The 22230-nt window shown below is 64.5% G+C and carries 18 protein-coding genes and 1 tRNA gene; 2 read left to right on the forward strand and 17 right to left on the reverse strand.

What is annotated here, in order from left to right; all coding sequences use genetic code 11:
• Position 1 precedes the first annotated feature (1 nt).
• The 6 genes from trbJ to ACP7BY_RS19865 all read right to left on the reverse strand — a co-directional run bounded on the left by trbJ (position 2) and on the right by ACP7BY_RS19865 (position 5167).
• Positions 2-715, reverse strand: coding sequence for a P-type conjugative transfer protein TrbJ (gene trbJ / locus ACP7BY_RS19840; RefSeq protein WP_033965414.1), 714 nt, complete (start codon positions 713-715; stop codon positions 2-4).
• Positions 712-3186, reverse strand: coding sequence for a conjugal transfer protein TrbE (trbE, locus tag ACP7BY_RS19845; protein ID WP_033965419.1), 2475 nt, complete (start codon positions 3184-3186; stop codon positions 712-714). Before trbE ends, trbJ begins: the two co-directional genes overlap by 4 nt.
• Positions 3183-3455, reverse strand: a complete 273-nt coding sequence (locus ACP7BY_RS19850; RefSeq protein WP_033965415.1) for a VirB3 family type IV secretion system protein — start codon at positions 3453-3455, stop codon at positions 3183-3185. The genes trbE and ACP7BY_RS19850 overlap by 4 nt, the downstream gene beginning before the upstream one ends.
• On the reverse strand, positions 3455-3790 hold the full coding sequence (locus ACP7BY_RS19855; protein ID WP_033965416.1) for a TrbC/VirB2 family protein: 336 nt from the start codon (positions 3788-3790) through the stop codon (positions 3455-3457). Before ACP7BY_RS19855 ends, ACP7BY_RS19850 begins: the two co-directional genes overlap by 1 nt.
• Positions 3787-4773, reverse strand: coding sequence for a P-type conjugative transfer ATPase TrbB (gene trbB, locus ACP7BY_RS19860; RefSeq protein WP_033965420.1), 987 nt, complete (start codon positions 4771-4773; stop codon positions 3787-3789). Before trbB ends, ACP7BY_RS19855 begins: the two co-directional genes overlap by 4 nt.
• Before the next feature lie 317 nt (positions 4774-5090).
• Positions 5091-5167 (reverse strand) — tRNA-Arg (locus ACP7BY_RS19865).
• Positions 5168-5516: 349 nt separating this feature from the next.
• On the opposite strand from ACP7BY_RS19865, the gene ACP7BY_RS19870 reads away from it, so the two are divergent.
• Positions 5517-6878, forward strand: a complete 1362-nt coding sequence (locus ACP7BY_RS19870; protein ID WP_006023603.1) for a tyrosine-type recombinase/integrase — start codon at positions 5517-5519, stop codon at positions 6876-6878.
• A gap of 306 nt (positions 6879-7184) precedes the next feature.
• On the opposite strand, the gene ACP7BY_RS19875 is transcribed toward ACP7BY_RS19870, so the two are convergent.
• From ACP7BY_RS19875 to ACP7BY_RS19925, 11 genes are all read right to left on the reverse strand, one after another.
• A complete protein-coding gene (locus ACP7BY_RS19875; RefSeq protein ID WP_006023604.1) occupies positions 7185-10289 on the reverse strand; it encodes a DEAD/DEAH box helicase in 3105 nt (1034 codons plus the stop codon).
• An 11-nt stretch (positions 10290-10300) separates the two neighbouring features.
• Positions 10301-10537: a DUF2158 domain-containing protein gene (locus tag ACP7BY_RS19880; protein WP_006023605.1), complete on the reverse strand. Its 237-nt coding sequence runs from the start codon at positions 10535-10537 to the stop codon at positions 10301-10303.
• Between the two features lie 277 nt (positions 10538-10814).
• A complete protein-coding gene (locus tag ACP7BY_RS19885) occupies positions 10815-11255 on the reverse strand; it encodes a DUF6527 family protein (protein ID WP_006023606.1) in 441 nt (146 codons plus the stop codon).
• Complete coding sequence (locus ACP7BY_RS19890; RefSeq protein ID WP_006023607.1) at positions 11252-12424, reverse strand: ThiF family adenylyltransferase; 1173 nt, start codon at positions 12422-12424, stop codon at positions 11252-11254. Before ACP7BY_RS19890 ends, ACP7BY_RS19885 begins: the two co-directional genes overlap by 4 nt.
• Positions 12399-13145: a multiubiquitin domain-containing protein gene (locus tag ACP7BY_RS19895; protein ID WP_033965417.1), complete on the reverse strand. Its 747-nt coding sequence runs from the start codon at positions 13143-13145 to the stop codon at positions 12399-12401. Before ACP7BY_RS19895 ends, ACP7BY_RS19890 begins: the two co-directional genes overlap by 26 nt.
• 81 nt (positions 13146-13226) lie before the next feature.
• Entirely contained in the window at positions 13227-16628 is a 3402-nt protein-coding gene (locus ACP7BY_RS19900; protein WP_006023609.1) for a UvrD-helicase domain-containing protein, read from the reverse strand.
• Between the two features lies 1 nt (position 16629).
• Positions 16630-17208, reverse strand: a complete 579-nt coding sequence (locus tag ACP7BY_RS19905) for a hypothetical protein (RefSeq protein ID WP_006023610.1) — start codon at positions 17206-17208, stop codon at positions 16630-16632.
• Positions 17205-18062 carry a response regulator transcription factor gene (locus ACP7BY_RS19910; protein WP_006023611.1) on the reverse strand — a complete coding sequence of 286 codons (858 nt, stop codon included), beginning with the start codon at positions 18060-18062 and terminating at the stop codon, positions 17205-17207. The genes ACP7BY_RS19905 and ACP7BY_RS19910 overlap by 4 nt, the downstream gene beginning before the upstream one ends.
• Entirely contained in the window at positions 18059-19138 is a 1080-nt protein-coding gene (locus ACP7BY_RS19915) for a nucleotidyl transferase AbiEii/AbiGii toxin family protein (RefSeq protein ID WP_006023612.1), read from the reverse strand. Before ACP7BY_RS19915 ends, ACP7BY_RS19910 begins: the two co-directional genes overlap by 4 nt.
• The gene (locus ACP7BY_RS19920) at positions 19135-19965 is read right to left on the reverse strand and encodes a DUF6088 family protein (protein ID WP_006023613.1); all 831 of its coding nucleotides are present in this window, start codon (positions 19963-19965) and stop codon (positions 19135-19137) included. Before ACP7BY_RS19920 ends, ACP7BY_RS19915 begins: the two co-directional genes overlap by 4 nt.
• A 75-nt stretch (positions 19966-20040) precedes the next feature.
• Positions 20041-20670: a DUF6088 family protein gene (locus ACP7BY_RS19925; RefSeq protein WP_006023614.1), complete on the reverse strand. Its 630-nt coding sequence runs from the start codon at positions 20668-20670 to the stop codon at positions 20041-20043.
• Positions 20671-20926: 256 nt separating this feature from the next.
• On the opposite strand from ACP7BY_RS19925, the gene ACP7BY_RS19930 reads away from it, so the two are divergent.
• A complete protein-coding gene (locus ACP7BY_RS19930) occupies positions 20927-22120 on the forward strand; it encodes a hypothetical protein (RefSeq protein ID WP_024338475.1) in 1194 nt (397 codons plus the stop codon).
• Positions 22121-22230: the final 110 nt, after the last annotated feature.

Raw genomic sequence — 22230 nt, forward strand, 5'->3', positions numbered from 1 at the left:
CTCAATTGCCGCGAAACCGCTTGAAGCGCTCGCGCCCCTCGGCCTCGGTCGCTGCGTTGCGCGCTGCTTCGAGCGCCTGGGCGCGGCCTTGCGACGCGACAGCCGCAGTCAGGTCAGCGAGCTGCTGGGATTGCAGCGCGAGAAGCTGGTTTCCCGCCTGCGTCGCCTGGAGGGCGCCGCTTGCCGACTGGCTCGCTGTCACTAGCGTATCGATCGAGCTGCGTGCGCCGTCGATATTGCCCACCACGCCGGCCTGCACCTTGAGCGCATCTTGCAGCGCGCCGACACTGTCCTGCCAGCGGTCATTGGCGTTCGTGACCATCTGCGCCTGCGGCGCCGTCAGGTTGGCGCCGTTATAACGCGTCGTGAACGCCTGTTGGATGTCTTGCACGCTGTAGGCGATGCGTTGCGCCTGGGCGAGAAGCTGTCGGGTCTGCTGGACCTGGGCCTGCAAGGTCGACAGCGTTGAAATCGGCAGGCTGGCCAGATTCCTCGCTTGATTGATCAGCGAGGTCGCCTGGTTCTGGATCTGCTGGATCTGATTGTTGACCTGCTGGAGGCTGCGCGCCGCCGTCAGAACATTTTGCGCGTAGTTGCTCGGATCATAGACGATGCCGCCGAACTGGGCGTGTGCCGGCACGCTGACCGCGACAGCGAGCAGTGCCGAAAGGGCAAGAGCTGCGGCCTTCAGCCGCCGCATGCGAAACTGGATCATGATACATTCTCCTCTGGGGTGAAGTCTGGGGATGCGCTGGGCGGTGCCGGCTCCGAGTCAGCGAGCAGACCCGCCGCCCATTCGAGACCGCGATGCCGTAGCCAGGCGCGGGCGAAGCCATCGCGGCCATGGGTTGCCACCAGCTCAGCGATGCGAAGCTGATCGGATTTCGAGGAGGCGGCGGCAAAGGCCAGCGCCACTTCGCCAAGTCCAAGATCGAACAGGCGATTGCCGTGCCGCGACTGGCAATAATAATCCCGCTTCGGTGTCGCGCGCGCGAGGATGTCGATTTGCCGGGCATTGAGGCCGAACCGCTCATAGATGCGCGCGATCTGTGGTTCGGCCGCGCGCTCGTTGGGCAGGAAGATACGCGTCGGGCAGCTTTCGATGATCGCCGGGGCGATCGAGCTGGTCTCGATATCGGCCAGACTCTGCGTCGCGAAAATCACGCTCGCATTCTTCTTGCGCAGCGTCTTGAGCCATTCGCGGAGTTGGGCGGCGAATGCCGGGCTGTCGAGCACCAGCCAACCTTCGTCGATGATGATCATCGTCGGCCGCCCGTCGAGCCGGCCTTCGATGCGGTGGAAGAGATAAGCGAGCACCGCGGCTGCGGAGGCAGCGCCAACCAGACCTTCCGTCTCAAACGCCTGGACCGACGCCTCGCCCAGAAACTCGGTCTCTGCGTCGAGAAGACGGCCCCAGGGGCCGCCGACGCAATATGATGCCAGCCCCTGTTTGAGCGCGTAGGATTGCAGGAGGACGGCGAGCCCGGTCAGGGTTCGCTCAGGGATCGGCGCCGAGGCCAGTGAGGTCAGCGCGGACCAGAGATGCTCCTTGGCCTGCGGGTCGATCACGACACCTTCGTTCGCGAGAATCGCTGCCAGCCACTCCGCTGCCCAAGCGCGCTCACCAGCTTCGTCGATCCGCGCCAGCGGCTGCAAGGTGACGGCCTCGCCGAGATCGGCATCGTGCAGCGCATGGCCGAGATCCTGCCAGTCGCCGCCCATGGCGATGGTCGCGGCGCGGATTGAGCCGCCAAAGTCGAAGGCGAAGATCTGATTGTCAGGATAACGCCGAAATTGCAGCGCCATCAGGGCGAGCAACACCGACTTGCCCGCGCCGGTCGGGCCGACGATCAGGCTATGGCCGACATCGCCGACGTGAAGGGAAAAGCGGAACGGGGTGGAGCCTTCGGTCCTTGCATGCAGCAAGGGGGGCAGATCGAAATGCTCGTCCCGTTCCGCCCCCGCCCATACCGCTGACAGGGGGATCAGGTGGGCGAGATTGAGCGTGGAAATGGGCGGTTGGCGAACATTGGCATAGGTGTGACCCGGCAGGCTGCCGAGCCAGGCTTCGACCGCATTCAGCCCCTCGATCATGCAAGTGAAATCGCGGCCCTGGATGACCTTTTCGACCAGCCGGAGTTTCTCCGACGCCAGTGCCGGATCGCGGTCCCAAACCGTCACGGTCGCGGTCACATAGGCGATGCCGGCATGGTCGGCGCCCAGCTCTTGCAGCGCCAGGTCGGCATCCGCCGCCTTGTTCGCCGCGTCGCTGTCGGTCAGCACCGATGCCTCATTGGTCATCACCTCCTTGAGGATCGCCGCGACGCTCTTGCGCTTGGCGAACCATTGCCGCCGGATCTTGCCCAGCAGCTTGGTCGCGTCGGTCTTGTCGAGCATGATCGCGCGGGTCGACCAGCGGTAGGGGAACGCCAGCCGGTTCAGTTCATCGAGCAGGCCGGGAAAGGTCTCGGTCGGAAAGCCGGTGATGGTGAGCGTGCGCAAATGATGCGCGCCCAGCTTCGGTTCGAGGCCGCCAGTCAGCGGCTCATCGGTCAGCAGCGCGTCGAGATAGACCGGCGTCTCGGGCACGCGCACGCGCTGGCGCTTGGTCGAGACCGTGCTGTGCAGATAGGTCAGCGTCTCGCCATCATCGAGCCAGGCGACCTCGGGCATGAAGCCCTCGACCAGATGTAGAACGCGGTCGGTTCGGTCGACGAACCCCTTGAGCAGCGCGTTCGGATCGACGCCGTTGCCGGAGCAGCCTTCATAGAGCCAGCTTTCCGCGCGTGCGGCGTCTTCGGCAGGCGGCATCCACAGTAACGTCAGGTAATAGCGGCTCTCGAAATGTGCGCCTTCCTCACGGAATTGCTCGCGCCGTTCGAGATCGACCAGTTCCGAGGCGGCATCGGGAAAGACTGAGTCCGCATAATCGAGTGCCGCCGTGCGCTGTGCTTCGACGAACACCGCCCAGCCGGTGCCCAGCCTGCGCAGGGCATTGTTGAGGCGGCCGGTCACCGCCACCAACTCGGCCGGCGTCGCGCTATCGAGATCCGGACCGCGAAAGCGCGCGGTACGCTGGAAGCTCGCATCTTTGTTGAGCACCACGCCCGGCGCGACCAGCGCGGCCCAAGGCAGGAAGTCGGCAAGGCAGGCCGCATGCCCGCGATATTCGCGCAGGCTCATCATGGCCGCATCCACGTCGGATAGCGAAGGTGCCGGCGAGCGACGTCGACGAACTGTGGATCGCGCCGCGCCGCCCATACGCCGAGCGCGTGACCGATCGCCCAAATCGCCAGCCCGGCGAACCACAGCCGCAGGCCTAGACCGACCGCGCCGGCTAGCGTGCCGGTGAGGATCGCAACCGCGCGCGGCGCGCCGCCGAGCAGGATCGGTTCGCTGAGCGCCCGGTGGACCGGCGCATAATAGCCCAGCACGATATCGCCGCTGTCGCTCATCAGATGAGCGCCCCACCGCCGAACGAAAAGAAGGACAGAAAGAAGGATGACGCGGCGAATGCGATCGACAGGCCGAACACGATCTGGATCAGCCGACGAAAGCCGCCCGACGTCTCGCCGAACGCGAGGCTAAGTCCGGTCACGATGATGATTATTACCGCGACGATCTTGGCGACCGGCCCTTCGATCGATTGAAGAATCGAATTGAGCGGCGTTTCCCACGGCATCGAGGAGCCGGAAGCATAAGCCGGGCTGGTGAGCAGCGGCAGGCTCAGGGCCAGGCCGACGCCGGTATGGCAGGCGCGCCGAAGGAGGCGCCGAAAAGCTGCGGTCATTGGGGTTCTCCATTGTTGGGGGCGGAAAGAGTGGTCAGGCGGTAGTCGCCGGTCACGGGATCGAGGCCGTCGACCCGCGCCAGCTCAGCGAGCCGCCGGCCGGCGCCGTCGCGGACCAGCACGGCGATGAGGTTGATGGTCTCGGCGATGAGCGCCCGCGGCACCGTCACCACCGCTTCCTGGATGAGTTGCTCCATCCGCCGGAGCGCGCCGATCGCGCTTCCTGCATGGATAGTGCCGACGCCGCCGGGATGTCCGGTGCCCCAGGCCTTCAGCAGGTCAAGCGCCTCGCTTCCTCGAACCTCACCGATCGGGATTCGATCGGGACGCAGGCGCAGGCTTGATCGGACCAGCTCAGATAGCGACGCGACGCCGTCCTTGGTCCGCATTGCGACAAGGTTGGGCGCGGCGCATTGCAACTCGCGCGTGTCCTCGATCAGCACTACGCGGTCGGTGGTCTTGGCGACCTCGGCCAGCAGCGCGTTGGTGAGCGTCGTCTTGCCGGTGCCGGTGCCGCCGGCGACGAGAATGTTGGCGCGGGTCGCGACGCCGCTGCACAGGACCGTCGCTTGGAAGCGGGACATGATCCCGGCCTGCGCATAATCGTCGAGCGTGAATACTGCGACCGCAGGCTTGCGGATCGCGAAGGCCGGCGCGGTGACCACGGGCGGCAGCAGCCCCTCGAACCGCTCTCCGGTTTCGGGCAGCTCGGCCGACACGCGTGGCGCGCGGGCGTGGACTTCGGCCCCGACATGGTGCGCGACCAGACGGATAATGCGCTCACCGTCCGCTGGCGTCAAACGCTCACCGCTATCGGCGATGCCGCCACCGAGCCGGTCGACCCAGAGCCGGCCATCGGGATTGAGCATCACCTCGATCACTGCGGGCTCGGCGAGCCAGCGCGCAATCGAGGTGCCCATCGCGGTGCGCAGCATCCGTGCGCCCCTGACGATGGCTTCCGATCGGATCGGCTCCGCGCCCATATACATTCCCAATTCGGCGGCGGGTCCAAGCGCCCGCCGCGATGGGGATGATTAAGAGACGCAGAAAAAGGTGAAGTTCAACAAGGATTTAGCGTCGTAGCAGTCCGGCGCAGAAATACAGGTGATGGCGTAGATCGCCCAGCATCGACAGCCCGATGTCGCTTCGTTTGACGCTGGTGAGAAGCGGTGCGCGATATTTCTTCGCACTTTCAATTGCTTAAGGAAGCAGGCCTGAGATTATGGTGAGAATTGCGCTTACGCGAGGTCGCGCTTCGGCCGACTTCGACGGCACAAAGCACTGATTTTCAAGAGAAAATTGGTGCACCCGACTGGATTCGAACCAGTGGCCTTCGCCTTCGGAGGGCGACGCTCTATCCAGCTGAGCTACGGGTGCCTTGGGTAACTGACCTATTTGGGGGTCTCGGAAAGATCAATCCACCTTGGAAAATCGCGGTGAGTTTCTGGTGAGTTTTTCTTCGAGTCCGTTTTTCAATCTTCCTAAACGTATGACTTTCTGGTACTTTTTACCCGCTCTGGCGCTTGAGACGTGCCTTCGGAGCAATTTAGCCTGCCTATCCTAAATGCACGACAGGGCACGCTACAATGCGATATGTAACTGAAGATACTAGACAATTCGTATTTCCGCGCCGAACTGTCTATCCAGAATTTCGCTCCGATATCCATCCGGTTGCTTCCGTGGTGCTTCCGCGGAAGCAGCCCCTCACTAGCGAGGGGAACACCTCATGGCAAAGCTGACCAAGCGGATCGTGGACGCTGCCGATGTTCGCGAGAAGGACTATTTTATCTGGGACGACGAACTGCCCGGTTTCGGCCTCCGCGTGTTCGCCTCCGGCAAGCGCAGCTACCTCATCCAATATCGCGCTGTTGGACGCACGCGACGCTACACCATCGGCCTGCATGGCGTGTGGACGCCGGAGACAGCCCGGCAAGAAGCGAAGGTCCAACTCGGGCGCGTCGCGCGCGGCGACAACCCTTCCGAAGAACGTCAGCTCGATCACAAGGCCATCACGGTCAAGGAGCTTTGCGCCCTCTATACCGCTGATCTGAACGCGGGCCTCATTCTGGGTAAGGGCGGGCGACCGAAAAAGCCCACCACCATCGTCACCGACACTGGCCGTATCGAGCGGCACATCATCCCGCTGATCGGCGCGCGCCGGGTCAAGGATCTCACCAAGGCCGACATCAACAAGGTCTTGAAGGACATCATGGCCGGCAAGACGCGCGTCGCCGTCAAGACGAAAAAGCTGCGAGGAAAGGCCATTGTTCGTGGTGGCGCGGGCACCGCCACGCGCACCGTCGGCCTATTGGGCGGAATCCTCACCTACGCTGTCGATGCTGGGATTATAGAGGTCAATCCGGCGCACGGCATCAAGAAGCCCAAGGACAATGTTCGGAATCGTAGGCTGACCGAGGCGGAGTATCGCACCCTCGGGCAAATGCTTCGCGATGCCGCGGCGAACGAAAAATACGCCATGACCGTGGACATCATCCGGCAGATCGCGCTCACCGGCTGCCGCCGCTCGGAAATGATCTCGCTAATGTGGATCGAAGCTGACACCGACGCGAGCTGCATGCGCCTGGTGGACAGCAAGGAAGGTGAGTCCATTCGTCCAATCGGATTGCCCGTCGTCGAGTATCTGGAGGAACGGCGCAAGACCGCAGCGGGCACCTATGTCTTCCCAGGTCAGGGCGAGGACCATGCGTTCGGCAGCTTCCCGAACCATTGGGAACAGATTTTCAGCGACAGTCCGCTCGCCGGCGTCACCCCGCATGTCCTGCGTCACAGCTTTGCCAGCATCGCCAACGATCTCGGTTTCACCGAGGTGACCATCGCGGCGCTCGTCGGCCACTCCAAGGGCTCGGTGACGAGCAAATACATTCACACGCTCGACACTGCGCTCATCATGGCCGCCGACACGATCTCCGGTTACATCCAAGGGCTACTCGAGGGGATCGAATTCAAACAGACGGCCTACGCATTGGATCGTGATTCTCGTCGAGCTGCGCTTGACCTCTTCCTGACCAAAGCGGTTGGAGAGCCGGGGAACGAAGCCGAGGACGAGGAGCGTCGCTTGGCAGCTTGAGGCTTGCGATCAGCCACTGGTCGGCGAGCAATTCATCGCCGCCCACGATGCAGTCGAAAAAGCTTTTTGAAGAAATCGACGATCTTCGGTTTGGCGCCATCGGCGACCAGGTCATTTGCTCCGAACCGGCAGACCATCCTGACACTCCTGCACACCGAGCGCAGCCGTAGCGGCGCGTTGTCTCGTTCGACCGCTTGATCGCCCGCTGCCGCATTGGCTCCGCCAGCATTGGAGACTTTCTGAGGCAGGAACGTCTCGCAGAGGGGGCATCTGACGCAATCGCCTCACGCCCCCGTTGCGCGCAATTTAGGGCACATATACTTCAAGGATCGGGGCGGAAGGCGCCACCGCTTCGGCCCGACGCTTGGCAACGCGCTTCGCCGCATCGCGGACAAGTGCAAGCTTGCGCCTGTCCTTGTCCACGCATGCCAGAATTTGGTCATCAGTTGCGGCGTCGATCTGTTCGGGCTCACAGAGCTGCGCGGCGGCCAAGCGGCAATAGTCGCCCCGCAGCAAATCGGCTCCAGCGAATTGGGCGAGGTCGACGGCGGCGCTGGGCACGCCATATGTCAACCGGATCGCCAGACGTCTCACACGGTCACCGAGATCGAGCGTGGGGTGCAGGATCTCGGCGACGCGAGCCGCGACCGGCATCAGATCGCAAGTCCGCGCTGCGACCGCGCGTATGGGGCCGGCGGCGCCGCCAAACGCACCACCGAACTGCGTCAGCACGCGCTCGATCTCGCTCATGGCACGACCGGACACGAACAAAAGACAAGCGACCGCCTTCTTCGCACGCAGGGTCGCCTGATGATCTTCTGTTGTCCCGCGCTGAAGCGCGTTCAGGACGTGCCACGGCACATTCTGCCTCTGCAGCTCGTTGGGCCATAGCTGAGGCTCTTTCTGCGTGCTTTTTCGGTTGATCGGAAAAAGGAGTTGATCGACCTCGACCGTCGTTTGAGCTGCGGCAATCAGGACGGGATCGCTGATTTCTTGGGGCTGAAGCGAGCCGAGGCAATCTACGAGCGCGACGATGGACCCGACCTCTGCCGCGCTTTCGCCAGCGAGACGGCCCAGCTTGGTCAATTCATACGCGCCTGTAGCGTTCTTCTGCACCAGGCCGTGGCGTTCCAAATCCGCTAGGGCCGAAAGCAGATCCGGCCGGCTCCACTGCCACGCGCTATGGGCGCGCCGGGCTTGGAACGCGCCGAAGCTCGATTCCAGAAATTCGACAATCTCCTCGCTCGGCACGCCTTCGCCGGCCGCTCGTTGTGCCGCGACTAGGACGCGGATAATCAGGGAGCGTGGGTCGGTTGTACCGTCGAGGAAGCGGGACACCAAGTCTTCCGGCTCCGCGGTCACGTATCGCGACCACAGATCATGCTCGGCGCGCGGATCGAGCGCCAGCAGATACGAAGCTCCCTTCTCGGCGAAGCCAAGCCTTCCCGCGCGACCGACTAGGTTCTTGTATTCGGCTACCGAATAGGGCTCGTCGCCGGGATGATTCAAGCCGGCGATGATGACCGATGACGCGGGCGTGTTCACGCCCATCGCCAGCGTCGTCGTGGCTGCGATGACGCGCAGGCCCGAGCCGCTACGGCGAAATTCTTCCTCGATGACGCGCCGCTCTTCGCGGTCGAGATCCGAGTTGTGGAAAGCGACGCCGCGCCCCAGCGCGCTCCGCAAGTCGGCGCTGGCCTGCGAGGGATCGCCGCCGGGCATCTGCGTCAGCGCCTCGGCAGCCGGAGGCAATCCGAGCGACTCTGCGAGATAGTTGGCGCAGCCGCGGGCTTCGCCCTTGGTTTCGCGAAACACGATCACCTGCTGGCCTTCGGCGACAAGCTTGCGCACCAGCGGGATGATCCAATCCTGGCTGGATCCTTTGCCGCCGACAAGACGCCGAACGAGCGGCCCCTCAACCTGCTCATTGCCATTCTCCGGGTCAAGAAAGCGGAAATGCCCGGTGCCGAGCAACAAGCCCTCCTCAAGCGGAACGGGCCGCTCCGTGCGCCGCAAGAGCCGCGCGCCGAGCCATTGCTCAAGGCCGTTCGTGTCCCCGATCACAGCCGAAAGCGCGATCAGTTGGGGCTCGATCCCCTCACGCCGGCGCATCCGGATGAGCGTCAAAATGAACTCCAGATTCGCGCCGCGGCCACGGTCGGCGATCATCTGCGCTTCGTCGATCACGATCGCGCCGACCTGCGCCAGCACATGAGGGAATGTCAGCGCGATCGCGGCGAACTTCTCATAGGTCAGGAGACCGACATCGTATTGGCCCCGCAGCAGAGGCGCGATGTCGTCCGTCTCGCCCGTCGCTTCCACCGTGCGGACCCCGAAACCGCCATAGACGCTCTCGAAGTGCCGCCGCTTGTCTGCCACAAGGGCCTTAAGCGGCAGCAGAAACAAAGCCCGTTTGCGATCCAGCACGTTCCGGAGCGCCGCGAGCTCGCCCACCATCGTCTTGCCCGAGGATGTCGGGGCCGACACCACCAGGTTCTCGCCGTCCAGCACGCCGAAGTCGGTGATGGCGGAGATCTGAAGCGCATTCAAGGACGGGATCGCTCCAGCCCAGGCGGTGACAAGCGCGTCGGGGAAACCGGCCGACGAGAGGCTGGCAAGATCGGACGTCACCTTGGCAGGCAGACGCGCCGGGAAGGCCGCCCGATACTTAGCGCCCGGCACGAACACGGGCCACGCGACATCGCCGTCGATGCTCCCGCGCATGGTCGGGTTCTGCTCTTTGCCGCCCTGCAGCGCGGCCGCCCGGACGCGGCTCGTGACATGCTCGAGGAGGCGGTAGAGCGAGAGCTTGCCGCCGCTCACGACTTCCTCGGCGCCACATAGCGCCTCAAGCAGAAAGTGGGTCAGAAAGCCGTGCCCGAACCGGCGGTGCTCATAGGCGGGCTCGGTCGCCGCGGAGGCGGTGAAGATGATCCGACCAGCGCCGCCAAGCTGAGCCAGGCGCGCTTCGGCGGACAAAAGGCTGCGCGGCTTCGCATCGACGTGCAGAACCTTCGCCCCAATGCCGCCGGAAAAACAACAGTCGAGGAACAGGATCAGGCGCTTTGCCGGTATCCGCGAGAACCATTCCTGCAACAGCTCGAGCGGGATCGCGGAGCCGGCGAGATCATCTGGATTCGCGTCGTGGGTGACGAGCTCATGTGTCTCCGACCCATGGCCGGAGAACGCGATCACCACCGTATCCTCGGGGCCGCAGCCGGCCAGGTCGGCAAATGCGTCCTCAATCCGCTGCCGCGTGGCCTCCGCATCTGCCAGCAAGACTGTGCTGCCGCCCAGCGTGTCGAAGAACAGTGCCTCCAGCGCCGTCGCGTCGCGACGCGCGCAGGTCAGCTCATCAATGCCGGTCGAGCTATAACGGTCGATGCCGATGAACAGGCCGCGAAACGGCATGAGGCACCACGCTACGCCCGAACGACGCCGACGGAGAACGCGGCTCGTGGCTTCTCAGCCTTCTCCAGCACGACCGGCGCGAACGTGTCTTTCCGCGCGACCTGCTTGTTGCCCACCTTCTCGAACCAGACACACCAGACGGCATCCTCCTCCAGCATGGCCGTCTTCCCGACCTGCTCGACCGTCATGATCGGCCCGCCTGACTTCACCCGCACAAGATCGCCGGGCTTGAATTCGGTAGCATCCATTCTCCACGCTCCTTCTCGATGCCTATCTGTCCTCGCCAGGCACCGGAGGAGGTCGCAAGAAGCTCGCCCACGTCCCCACCACCATGAGTGGAGACGCGCACGTGCTAGGAGATCGCCCCATGCCTAACATCAATATATGGTGTGTCGGTCATTCCTTGCACAAGGATTTCGGCGAAGACCGTGTAAGCTCCTGATAGATGTTCTTGATTTGTCTCTTAGGGCTGCGCTGCGTTCCGAAGCGGGATAGCCCGACGGCAACCTGCCGTCGGGCCTATCGTCACGATCTGCCAGATAGCCAACGCCAGGCGCGGCGCCAGAAGCCGGGAGCCGCCTTGACGGGAGCGGGCTGAACGGCAAGTTCGATCGCTGGCGTCTGCCCGTAGAAGCGCGCTTTGGCAGCGCGGTCACGACGACGCTCGGCTTCGACCTGCTCGTCACTCCAGGGGCCGGCCTCGATCACCTTGCTGCGGTCGATCACATAGTGTGACCGGCATTTCAGCGTCCAATTGCCGATCGACGGCCGAAGGGAGACGGTCTCGCCATCGAACGTCATCTTCCAGTCCGTCGGCGTGAAGGGGGCGACGACCTCCTCGCCGCAACCGCAGCAGCAGCTGTGGGCTGATGTGGCATATTCCATCGAAACATAGAGAATGCCTGCCTCAAGGCGCTCAGGGATGTGTTCGACGAAACGATGTTCGAGTCGCTTGTGCCGTATCACGCGAGATCCCCGTTGATCAGCATGTTGCCGTCGGTGGTGTAGGTGCAGTGATGCTCGCGCTCGAGGTCGCGGTAGAAGCCGCGAATCTTCTTCCACTTGACGACCGCGAGGACAGCATTCAGGGCGTTGAGATCCGCGACCTGGATGTTGGAGGCGTAGATGTCCTTGGCGCCGCCGCCGACGAAGGAAATGCGCTGCCGCGCGTGATCGCGCTTCTCCGGCGTACTGGCGGTGACGCGCAGGATGCCGCCCAGCGACCCCTCGTCGAGCTCGAGCCCCATGCCAACATCGACGAACGCGGCGCCGATCGCCTCGAGCTTCTCTACGATCAGCCGCTTAGCGTCACCCGCATCGAGGGACAGGAACGCGAAGGTGACGCCGTCGAGAAGGTGAATGTTGTCGACGCCGAGCGCGACATCGTGCGCCACGATGTTCCGGTGCATCCGGCTGTAGATGCGCTTCAGGTATTCGACCTTCTTGGGCGCTTCCCGCAATTCCTCCAGGCTCGGAGCGCCCGGCGCGCGAAACGCGTTATGGGTCAGGAACTCGTCGCTGTCGAACAGCCGGATTTCCCGGACAGGCGTCTTGGCGACGAAATCCAGGATGTAGCCGCCGGTCCCCCCGACGCCGATGATGGCGACCCGCTCGTTGACGAGTCGCTCGGTCAGGACGCCGATCCCGACACGGTCGGAGGCGGTCTCGACATAGTTGAAGACGCTGTCCTCCTCCTCTTCCGGTTCGCGGAAGGTGCGAGGCGTCGCGCCGGACTTCAGCACTGCGGCCGGGCCCGCGAGGATATTCGCGTAGCTCGTCATCTTGTGGTGGTAGTCCGAGTAGCCGCCGTCTGGCTTGCTGGAGAAGCTGTGCGTCGCCTTCAGGCCGTGGCCGAGATCGAAGGCGCCGGCCGCATGCGAGATGCCCTGGATGGGCCTGCCGTCGGCGTGGCACGGGAAATCGCCGTCCCAGTGGATGACATGGGTGTCGGGCGGGCGCGTCTGATCTCCGGCCAGCGTGAGGCTGGAGATGAGGGTGCCGATGCGCACCTCCCGGCGCGCATCGACATACGGCACCTCGCGCATAACGAGATACCCGCCCTGCTGCTGGACGAAGTAGCCTTCGTCCCGCAGCCGCTTGAGGTCCGGATTACGACTGAACAGTGCGCGTGACATTGAACACCGTGCCCTTCTTCTTGACGTCGACGGAGCCGCCAACCCCGAGCTCACCGGCGGGCGGCGTCGACGCCGCGTGCCGATAGGTCATCGAGAAGACGACGTTGGGTTCGTGCTGGCCCGGGAAGGCGAGCTGGACGATCTGTTCGAACGTCACCGTGCGGGCGTTCACCGTGCGCGGCCGCGAATTGACGATGATCTCGAACGTCAGCCGCGCGGTGATGAACCGCTCGATGCGGGGCTGGACCAGATCGATCAGCTCGCCATGCTCGATCAGGCGATCTTCACCGCCGGGAACCTCGAGGAAGACGGCCTCCCCCTCGCCGGGCTTGGCGAGGCCGTAGAGCACCGTGCCGCTGATGACCGGCTTGCCCCAGAGCAGCTCGTGGTCGTTGAGGGTCAGCTTGAAGTCGCGGTCGGTCTGGAAGGCGATGAACCGCTCGGCGCCGCGCTCACGCAGGTCGAACGGCTCGTTGAGCCTCACATCCTCGAAATCGCCCGAGGGCAGGATCGCGATGAGGCTGTAACCGTCCCGCGGGTCGAGTGCCGCGGCTTCCAGCAACTGGCGGCCGAGCGGCACGGGATCGCTCACCACACGGGACTGGAAGTTGAGATCGCCCTGCGCGAGGAGAAAGCGATACCCCCGCGCCGGACGCAACGCCCGGCCTTCGCGCAGGGCGTTGCCGAGATCGTCGTAATCAAGAAGTTCTTCGGTGTTCATAAGATTGGGTCCTTAGGTTCGGCCGAGGCAGCGCCGCGGCTCTAAGGGTCCAATCGGAGCGAGGGAGGCCGACCGGTAAGGTCAGACGAACTTTTTTTGCAAGGGGCCGTCGGGGGTCTGCCCGCAGATGAAGAAGGCCGGGCAGTTCGGGCAGGTGCGCGACGAAACCTCGGCCGGAAACCGTCCGGCGCGGATGTCGCCGAGAAACTTTGCGAGCTTGTCCTTGCGCCCCTTCAGCTCCCGATCGGACAAGGCAAGCGCATGTGCCTCGCCGTCGGAAAGATGGACGAGCTCTGCGACCGCGCCGGGAAAGGACTGCCTGACCGCCAGCATCAGCGCCGCCGCGCCGACATCCTTGCCCTCGGCCGACCGCATGTGACCCGTGCGAATGCGGCGCACGGCGCGGATGCCGTCCGGCCGCACCAGCACCTCGTCCGGCCGAACGATGATCTCCTCGCCGCCGAAACTGAGGCTGAGCGCGACCGGCGCTTCGGGGACTGCTTCGGCGCGGTTCGCCAGGAAGAAGCGCAGCATTGCCAGCGCCAGATCGCGGAATTCCGCGCGATAGCCGTGCTCGCCGAGCCCCTCGCCGGCGAGCGCCGCATCGATGCGATCTTGCAGCGCCTGCTCGGACACGGGTCCATCCGACGCGATCACCGCCTCGACCACCACGCGAACCGCCTCATGCAGATGCATGAAGGCGGTCGCGGTTCGCCGGCCGCCGACCTGCAGGACATGCGTGTAGAAGAAGCGACGCGGGCAGGATTCATAAAGAGCGATCTGCGGGGCGCCTAACCGCAGCCGTCCGTCGACCACCAAATCGATATCCCGAGCTTCCGCGGCCACGGGAAGCGGCCGTGCCGGCACGAGCGAACGGCGTGTTAAGGTCGCCCCGAGACGGTCGAGGAATGGCGAAAGCGGTCGGTTGTGGCCGTTACTCTTCTCGGTCGGCGCATAAAGGATCAGGCGATCGCGGGCGCGCGACTGCGCCACGTAAAATAGGCACTCCTGCTCCTCGGCCTGACCTGCGCGGAACGCCTCCAGCGCACTGCCCTCCGCCCCCGCGATCATCCCGTCGGGCGCCGGACAGGGCGGCGCCGGCGGCGTGCGTGGGATCGTGTCGCTGTTAAGCCCAGGAATATGGACGCCACCGAACTCTAGGCCCTTGGCGCCATGGATGGTCATCAGCCGCACGGCGTCGAGATGCTGGGCGGCCGCCGGCAATTGGCGCAGGTCGCGGTCGTCGCCGAGCCGCACGAGCCTGCGCACACGATCGAGCAGGCGCGTGATGGGCAGCCCGCGTCCGGCCGGTTGTACCCGCACAAAGTTGAGGAATTGCCAGATCGCGATGCCCCGTGTGCGGTCGGCGAGATCCTCCGACGCGCCCAGGCGCGCGGCGATGCGTGTGCGATCGAGCAACAGCGTCGCGAGCACGGTCCAGGGCGAGGCCGTCTGATCGAAACCATCGAGCGCAGTCGCGAGCTTGGCAACGGTCTGCCGCCCCCTGTCGCTCAAACCGGGGATCGCCTCGCCATGCCGCAGCCAGCCCGCCGGCGCGTGCTCGGCCGCCCGCAGATGGTCGAAGACCGCGACCACATCGGCAAAGGAGGTGGCGAAGTCTCGCCAGCAGGCAATGCGCACCAGGCCCATGGCGCGCCGATCGACCAGGATCGAGAGGAGAGCCAGGAGATCCTTGACCTCACCCCGCTCGAACAGACTTCCCAGGAAGAGGACCGGCACGCCGAGCCGTTCCAGGTCCTGCCCGATCGTCGACAGCTTTTCGTTGCCGGTGCACAGGACCGCCTGGTCACGATAGGCGTAGCCGTCACGCCGCAGCTCCTCGATAGCGTCGGCCAGGGCGACCTGCTGCTGCTCGGCGCGCTGGACCGTGCGCAACTCGGGCCTATGTCCATTGGCGTCGCGGTCCGCGTCGAGGCCACTATCCGCATCGCCGGCGCGCATCGTGATCGCGAAACTGGAGAAGCTGGCGACAATCTCCGGCACCGAACGATAATTACGCTTCAATCGACCGCGATTGCCACCGGCGAAGTCCTCCTTGCCGAACCGGGTTATGTTGAAGGATGAGGCACCGCGAAACCGGTAGATCGACTGCTTGGCGTCGCCGACCATCCAGAGATTGCGGCCGTCGGGCCGCAGTGCGCTCAGCAGCCGCACGCTGCTGCGGTTCACGTCCTGATACTCATCCACCAGGACATGATCATATTGCGCCTGCAGCGCCGCGCAGATGGCCGCCTCCTTTTCGAGCAGTTGCACCGGCAAGGCGACAAGATCGCCGAAGTCGATGCAATGCGCGTTGCGCTTGAGCTGTTCGTAGGCCGCGTAGACGCGGGCAACCTCGCCGGCGCGTTCCGCCGCCTCGCGCGCATCCGAGTCCTGGGCTTTCGCCTGCATGGCGTCGGCGAGCGCGGCGTAGGTTTCGGCGTCGACCACCTCATCCTTCGCCCGCGATACGGCGGCCAACATGTCGGCAATGATCTGGGTCGGATCGTAAAGATTGCGGTAGTACGCGAGCCTAAGCCGCGGGAACTCCCCCTCGAGGAGTTCGACCGCTTCGGTCCGGTCCATCATCCGCGGGTCCTTCGGCAGGCCGAGCTCCGCATGGAAACGACGGATGATATCGAGGCCGAAGGCATGGAACGTGCCGATCCACATCGCGGCCGCAGCCTCGGGCCGCTTGCGCGCGATCCGCTCGGCCATCTCGCCCGCTGCCTTGTTCGAAAAGGTCAACAGCAGTATGCGCCGTGGATCGACGCCCTCGCCTAGAAGGCCCTCGACGCGCGCGATCAGCGTCTGCGTCTTGCCGGTGCCAGGCCCCGCCTCAAGCAGATAGGCTTCGCCGCGATGCGCCGCAGCGGCCGCTTGCAGCGGATTGAGCGGCCGTTCGACATGCGCCGCAGTCGCGGCGGGAGGCACGGGCGGCAGCAGCAAAGCATCGAACAACTGCTGCGCGACGACCTCGAACGGCGCGCCGAGCTTCGCGGCGATGGCGGACGCGGCGAGCCCTTGGTCGACATGGAGCGCCCGCGCGACGGTGCGCGGAAGCAGCAGTTCGCGCGCGAACAGGTCCATCTGGACTTCGCGGCGTTGCCGGCGTCCATAATCGACAACCCGATCCATTCCGACTGGTGAGGGCTCGGCCGGGCGTGCCGGATCAATCATCGGCGCCGCTTCGCCACCAGGATCGTCGCCCAGCTCGACATGGCCGATCTCATGCGCCACGAGGAAAGCTTGCTCGAACGGAGAGCCCATATTCTCGTGAAGAATCAGATCGTCGGCGGCGACGAAAGTCGCGCGGCCGCCATTGAGGACGGCTGCGCCGGCGGCAGTCCGTTCGACATCAATCCCCCGCCGCTTGGCCTCGGCGACAGCAAAGTCATAGGGCGACCAGGGATCGGCGCCGGATGCAACGAGGCGAGCGTGAAGCTCGGCGGCGACTTGCCTGGCGAGCTCCACACTGTCCATGTCAGTCCGCCTCCGCCAACAGCCGGGCGCGCTTCTCGGCCGGGACGCCGGCATCGATCAGCACTTGCTCGAAGGTGACCTGCTCGCCGGCCACCGGTTTGCTGTCGGCCTTATAGCTGCGCGCGACAATCAGGTGCGCTGGCCCCCAGGACGACTCCAACTGTGCGACAGAGCTGCGCATCGCATCCGCCAATATCGCCAGGAAGCGTCGCGGGATACTGACGAGAGAGACCCGCCGTTCGCGCAGTGCGGTCACGACCTGCCGGGGCACGTCCAGACGCTGCGCGACGGCGCGCCAGTCATCGACCGTCAGCGCCGCGAAAGGGTCGGCTGCTGCCGCCGGCATAACCTTCGCGTGTTGCGACCAGGCAGCGTCGATCAGCGCCCGATCGGTAGCAGAGAGGGGTGCGGCATCTTCATAAGCCTCGCGGCTGAGTTCGCGCGAGAGGTCGATGAGCTCCCCGGCATATTCCGGGTATAGCCGCAGATAGCGTTCCAAGGTCGACCGGCCAGGCTCGCTCTCGACCGCGAACGCGTCGAGCACGGCCTCGCGGGATGGACGTCCGCCGCCGGGGCTCACCGCTCGTCTCCGTCGGCCATGGCAGCTCGCAGGGCGGCGAAGGCCTTGTCGCGGTAGGTTCGGACGGTCTTTTCGGAGCGGCCCAAAGCCTTGGCGATGGTCATGACGTCCGGCTCCTTGGAGTCGATGGGGAAGCCCTGTCTCAACATGTGAATGATCCTGCTTTGTTCTGTCGGTAGAGCTTCAATCGCTGCATCCAGGCGCGACCGGTAAGACGGGTCGTCGAAATCCGACACGGCGAAGGGATCGTGGGTCCCTGCGGCCGCCTCGACCTCCGGTGACAGTTCTCCGCTCTCCTCGTCATATTCGAGGGGCTGGGAACGGTTTTCGTCGCGCCAGGCCTTTTCCTGCGCATCGCGCCGCAGGCTCGCTAGCGCGCCATCGAAGCGCACCTCGAAGTAGTCGACCTTTTCGTCGTAGGCGGCGCGGTCCGCCGAAAAGAGCTCGACGAACCGGCCGAACACCTTGTCGCGCACGACCCCGCGCGTCAGCGATTCCGTCTTTCCATCGGAGCTTTCCGCCCTGGGCAAACTGCGCAGCACCCGTTCGGTCAAGATCCGATAGAGGCGCTCGAACCACACCTCGTTGTTGTCGCGACGGCTCGCGCGAATGAAGTAAACGAGACATTCGCTCGGGACGTAGCCCGGGTCCGAGCGCTTGGTGATTTCCGCCCTGGCGATCAAGCCATCACGCGGCAGGACTGCCAATTCGGCGATGAGGGCTTCTATCTTCGGGTCGCGCTCGTAGAGTTCGCCGCTGAGGCGGCGTTTGCGCAGCGGGGTTACGATCGCTTCGCCCGCGCCACGCGCGTCTGCCTTTTGCCCGGTGTCGAAAGCTCCCTCCAACTGGTTCATCGCGCGGCCCCGCCTCCCGTATCGCCCTTCTTGTTGAGACGCGTCTCGAGCGAGCCGATGCTGTCGAGCACCGCCTCGAAATCCGGTGGATCGCCAAAGATCATGCCCTGCATGGCCCTGTAGTCGACGCGCAGTTGCTCGATCATCGCGTCATGCGGGGCGAGTGCAAACGAGCCAGGCGCAGCGCTCGCGAGATCGAAGTCCGGTCGATTGAAGAACATCCGGGCGTGCGCGACGCAATCCGCACCGAGCGCCGGATCAGCGATGGCGGCGGCGCCGACGCGGGCCGCGGCGAGCTGGTGCAGGTCATAATAGTGACGGGAAACGCGTTGGCCGCCCCCGCGCAGCTCGCCGCGCTTGTCGAACCAGCGCCGCAGCCCATGGAGGATGACAACCTTGTCCCAGAAGGTACGTTCCGGATCGACCGTGCGGACGGCCGGCACGGTCAGGTCGAGCGCCGGCAGATCATCATCGACATAGGGTTTGATCGGCACTTCGCTGTTCGGATCGAGCGCGGATTTCGCGCCCGACTCGATCTTGATCGCTGCCCGCACATAATCCGATCGCGGCGTCGCCGCGGGATACCAGATCAGAAGCGTCTGCCCGTCGGGATCAGCGTCATCGGCTTCCACTCGGGCCGCGCCGGCATCGAGGCCGGCAGCCTGAAGCCGGTCCTGCAGGATCTGCGTCAACTCAGCCCGCAGCGGGCCGTTGATGTAGGCTTGGCAGGCGTCCTTGATCGCATCGAGGCGCGCCCGGCGCTTTTTGCTACTCAGCGCTTCGAGCTCCTCGATGGTCGCCGGCTCGCCGATGTCGTCCCGAAACACCGTGACATCAATGTCTTCGGAGAAGCGATTGATCAAACCAAACCCTTTGGACAGGGAGGTTCCACCTTTGAAGAGGAGGCGGGGTCCGCCCTCTTTCAAGCCATTGAACAAGGCATCCAGCGTCCAGCAGACCCAGAAGTCCTTCTCGATATTCTGAGACGCCGTGCCGAGGCGTAGCGCCGTCGTATCGAAGGCGCTCAACATCGCGTCCGACCCGGCCGCGAGAACCTCGTCGAAAGCCGGATTCATGTCTTCACCGCCCGGGCTGCACCGCGCTTGGCAGTTTGTGCCTTCTGCGGGGAGAGCGGCTTTCGCTTGGGCCGGGCGACGGCAGCATGACGCTGATCATCGGCATCGTCCGCCGTTCTTTGTTGATGACGATCATGATCAGCATCATCACGATCATCATCGACGTGCCGACGACGAACGCCGGCGTCGCTTTCAACGAGCGGCTTGAGAAACACCCACATCCATGTCGGAAGAGCTGTCATACCGGCAGTGAGATCCGCTTTGAGGGGCGGTCCCACCGTGGGATCTTCGAAAAGATTGGCGAGCTTGCGCCTAACCTGATCACTTTCTCCTTCACGAACCAGGAGATCGCGCAGCCAGTGAAGCGCTTGGACGACGCGCATCGCTGGTCGTCCGGCCCAGAATAGCTTGCTGGCCGCGGTTGGACGGAAGGTGATCGTTACGTTGCCGAGCTTGATCGCGCGGCGCCGAGCGTCGGTGTGCACCACGATTTTGGCGGGGACGGCGTCAGTTAGGCCCAGATCGTTCGCCGCGGTCATGCCGTCGACAAGCATCCGGGTTTGGTCACGTCGCCCGACGGCGTCGATGACTGAGCGCGGATCAGGCGGATTGGGTTTCTGGGTGAGTTTGTTGAAGCCAGGCTGATCGTAGAGCCCACGATCAATCCGCCTAAGGATTTCGACCTTCGTCAGCCGCTGCAACGCCTTATCGACCGCGTCCCGCGAGGCGAGATCGACGAAGTCACTGGGCGTCCAGACCTTGCGTGGCGCATCCGCACGGATGCGCTCGAGCATGGCTTTCTTCAGATCGGGCGAGTCGGTGTTCATGTCCGAAAATTGTAGTCCTTTTTCGGACGCGAACCAAGTGGATTGTCCGAAATAAATATACAAATTTCGGACAATCTAAATAGGTAGGCCGCCCACCTGAGAATGGCTCCTTCGGCCGTATGCAACTTTGCCGACCGTCCTGGCGAGCCAGCTCGGTAGCTGGGGCGCGACCGCGACGAGTTCGCCGAACGTGGAAGACGGCAACTTGCGCTTCAACGTCATCAAGGCGGCTTCTGCCTTTTCCGGCCCCAGCCAGGCGAGCGCTCGCACCGCCTGTCCGGCGGGCCGATCGGCCAGCGCCAACTGCCAGCGCGGCGCATGCCGCAGCTCGACGACCTGCTGGCCCAGATTCATCGTCCGGCTACGGCCCGATGTCAGATAGACCGACCGGACCGGCACCTGTGTCGTGAGGCCGAGCGCGTTAGCGGCCGCGGCACCGTTCGACACGATGGTTTCGCCGCGCTGGAGCGCGAGGGCTTCGACGGCCTTCTCGACGGAGGGCGCGCGGACGCCGAACCGACTCGAAACCGGGCGCAGATAGACGCCGCGCCCGGCACGCATCAGCCGGCCACGTTCAGCCAGTCGCGACAAGGCTTGATCCACCGCGGCGCGATTGCCGAGATGGAGCAGGCTCTTCGCCGCGATCGGAGCGCCCTCGGGCAAGCCCTCGGTGTGCGCCAGAATCTGTTCGGTCAGTCGTTGCACGGCACTTCTCCTGTCAGAAATATATGCGGTTTTCTGACAGTTTTCAATCTCCCCCAAACCGACTGGAAGGGCCAGCGATTGAGAGGGGGCCTGGAGGGGAAAGCCTTCCCCTGCGGCCGAGCCCAGGGTCTCGGCCGACCCCTTCTGCGGGGAGACCCCGCAACGCCCTCATTAGAGTGAGAGTGTGGACCGGATTTCCGTGACGGGTTGAGGGTCGGGAGAGAGTCTTCCGGCGCCCGTCATGGAGTTTGATCCCATGAACATGCAGGTTCTCGATGCCCGGCGCGACGTGAGTGGCGGCTGGAAGGTGGACATCAACCGCGGCGAGCGCATCGGTCGGGTTTCCTCGGAGTGGTTCTCGCGACCCGACGACGAGCGCTATCTCTCGCTCGCCGAACTCGGCCGGACCGTCCGCGAGCGCACCGAGCGCAGCCGAACGCGCGTTGTCGAATCCGCGCTTATCCATGTCGAAGCCAGCCGCACCGATCCCGAACGGCTTGCCCTGATCCTACCAGGCGCCGACAAGCCCATCGCTCCGACGCACTGGAGTTTCGGTCAGCTCGCGAGCCAGGTCGGCGCGCCGGCCGCCTATCTGCGGCAGCTCCCCGCCGCGCTCGCCGGCATCAACCTGCAATATGGGCTGACCGCCCACCGCGCCGAGCAGATCAAGACCCTCGAGACCGACGACGGCCGCGTCGAGCTGCGCGCCGTGACCGGCCCCGACTACGGCCGGATCTACGACCACGAGCTGGTCGAAGCCGTGCAGCGCATCGCCGGCAACGGCACCGGCGACACCCGTTGGAAAGTGCCCGGTGTCCTCGACTGGTCGACCGGCGTCTATAATCCGCGCGTCGACATCACCAAGGACACCACGACGCTCTACGCTTCCGATCGCGACGTCTTCCTTTTCCTCGTCGACGATCTGAATCCGATCGAAGCCGGCAAGCTCGCGGATGGATCGCCCGATCTCTATTTCAGGGGCTTCTATGCCTGGAACAGCGAAGTGGGCGCCAAGACCCTTGGTATCGCGTCCTTCTATCTCAGGGCCGTGTGCCAGAATCGCAATTTGTGGGGCGTCGAAGATTTCGAGGAGATCTCCATCCGCCATTCCAAATACGCCGCTTCGCGCTTCGCCCATGAGGCGGCGCCGGCCTTGCTCAGCTTCGCGGACTCCTCACCGCAGCCGTTCATCACCGGCATCAAGGCGGCGCGCGAACGCATCGTCGCGCACAAGGACGAAGAGCGCACCGAATTCCTGCGCCGCCGCGGCTTCTCGAAAGCCGAGACGGGCAAAATCATCGACGCGGTGCTGGCCGAGGAAGGCCGCCCGCCGGAAAGCATCTTCGATTTCGTCCAGGGCATCACCGCCGTCGCGCGCGACAAGCCCCACCAGGACGCGCGGCTCGAGCTCGAAGGCAAGGCCAAGAAGCTGCTCGATCGCGCCGCCTGATCCCCGCAATGCCGGAGATGCGGTTGTCCGTGTCTCCGGCTTTGCGTCCCCTAGCCATACTGTTTCCGGGCTGTCTTGTGGCCCAGATCCAGGTCACCTATTCAGTGGTG

Origin of the sequence: Sphingomonas sp. PSPC2-2 (assembly GCF_049897725.1) — a bacterium.
GTDB lineage: Bacteria > Pseudomonadota > Alphaproteobacteria > Sphingomonadales > Sphingomonadaceae > Sphingomonas.